Genomic DNA, 1,820 nt, shown 5'->3' with positions numbered 1-1,820 from the left:
GTTCCGGCTGATAAAGCTGACCTTCTTCGGGGCAAAGCGCGCCGATTACCCGACCGTGCCGCATGACCCCGGCCCCGGCCTTCTGTTTGCGCCTGCGGTGCTGGTGGCTTTCGTGCTGGCCGTGGGCCTGTATCCGGCGATGGTGCAGGCGCTGGTGATGGCGGCGACGGCAGCGGTGACGGGGGGCGATCTGCCCACGGTAACGCTGAAAATCTGGCACGGGATTACGCCCGCACTGGCCATGTCAGGCATTGCGCTGGCAGGGGGTGTGCTGCTGATGACGCAGACGCGCCATCTGCACTGGACGCGCCCGGTGCTGGACCGGCTGGATCTTGCGCGCCTGCACCAATGGCTGATTGCGCAAGCCGAGGCAGGCGCACGCTGGCTAAGCGAGGCGCTGCATGGCGGCGCGATGCGGCAGATGCTGGCGGCGCTGGTTCTGGCGGGGCTGATTGGGGGCGGCTGGGCAACAATCGGCACGGGGCTTGGCCCTGAAACGCGGCCATTGCTGGCGGTGCCGATTGAGGTGGCCGCAGGCTGGCTTTCACTGGCGGTCGCAAGCCTTGCGCTGATGCGCTTTCACGGCAATCGCTTGCTGGCGCTGGTGCTGATCGGCATCGTCGGGCTGATGGTATCGGTCGGCTTCATCTACCTTTCCGCACCCGATCTGGCGCTGACGCAAATCACCGTCGAGGTGGTGACGGTCGTGCTGATGTTGCTGGCGCTCAACTTCCTGCCCAAGGCGAGCATGTCCGAACCGCTGCCCCGCCGCGCCCGCGACGCGGTGCTTGCCAGCGTGGCAGGTCTGGGGATCGGCACACTGATCTATGCGCTGATGCGGCGTGATTTCGTGCTGCCGTCGATTTCGGGCTTTCACGTTGAAAACTCCTATACCGGCGGTGGTGGCACCAACATCGTCAACGTCATTCTGGTGGACTTCCGCGGCTATGATACCTTTGGCGAGATCATCGTGCTGGGTATCGCGGCGCTTGTGATCTTTGCGCTCACCGATGTGCTGACACATCGCCCCTCGCTGCGCAAATTGGTCGCGTGGAGCCCCGATCAGCCCCGCGCTGGCGATGAGCACCCGCTGATGCTGGTTGTGGCAACCCGGCTGGTGTTGCCAGTGGCGCTGATGGTGGGGGTTTATATCTTCTTGCGCGGGCACAACGCGCCGGGCGGCGGCTTTGTGGCCGGGCTCGTGGTGTCGATTGCGCTGGTGATGCAATACATGGCCTCGGGCCTTGCATGGGCCGAGGCGCGGCAGCGGTTTTCATATCACGGAATGATCGGCGCGGGGGTGTTGATTGCCGGGCTGACCGGCATTGGCGCGTGGTTTGCAGGCAAGCCGTTCCTGACCTCGGCCTTTGGCTATGTCACGCTGCCGCCGCTGGAAAAGTTCGAGCTTGCTACCGCGATGGCGTTTGACCTTGGCGTGTTCCTTACGGTTGTCGGCGCGGTGATGCTGGCGCTTTCCAGCCTGTCGCGGCTGTCCAAGCGCGCGACGTCAGACGAGAGCAAGCGCGAGAGGATAAGCTGATGGAGCTTTTGGTAGCCAGCGCGGTTGCGATCATGTCGGGGGTGGGGATCTACCTCATCCTGCGGCGCCAGACCTTTCCGGTGGTGCTGGGCATGGCGATGCTGTCCTATGCGGTAAACGTTTTCCTCTTCGCCACCGGACGGCTGGTGATAGACATGCCGCCGGTTCTTTCCGATGGCGCGCCGGGCTATACCGACCCCTTGCCACAGGCGCTGGTGCTGACCGCGATCGTCATTTCCTTCGGCATGACGGCGGTGGTCGTGCTGCTATCGCTGGGGGC

2 protein-coding genes are annotated in these 1,820 nt (G+C 64.3%); both read left to right on the top strand.

Annotated elements, in window-relative coordinates; all coding sequences use genetic code 11:
- The coding region (mbhE, locus tag ABY403_RS16165) for a hydrogen gas-evolving membrane-bound hydrogenase subunit E (RefSeq protein ID WP_372841837.1) at positions 1 to 1,540 on the top strand (1,540 nt) is incomplete at its 5' end.
- On the top strand, positions 1,540 to 1,820 hold a 281-nt coding region (locus ABY403_RS16160), incomplete at its 3' end, for a Na+/H+ antiporter subunit C (protein WP_372841836.1). The genes mbhE and ABY403_RS16160, both read left to right, overlap by 1 nt.

This window comes from Phaeovulum sp., assembly GCF_041596715.1.
Taxonomy (GTDB): domain Bacteria; phylum Pseudomonadota; class Alphaproteobacteria; order Rhodobacterales; family Rhodobacteraceae; genus UBA6213.
This window is presented reverse-complemented; position numbering and strand designations above follow the sequence as displayed.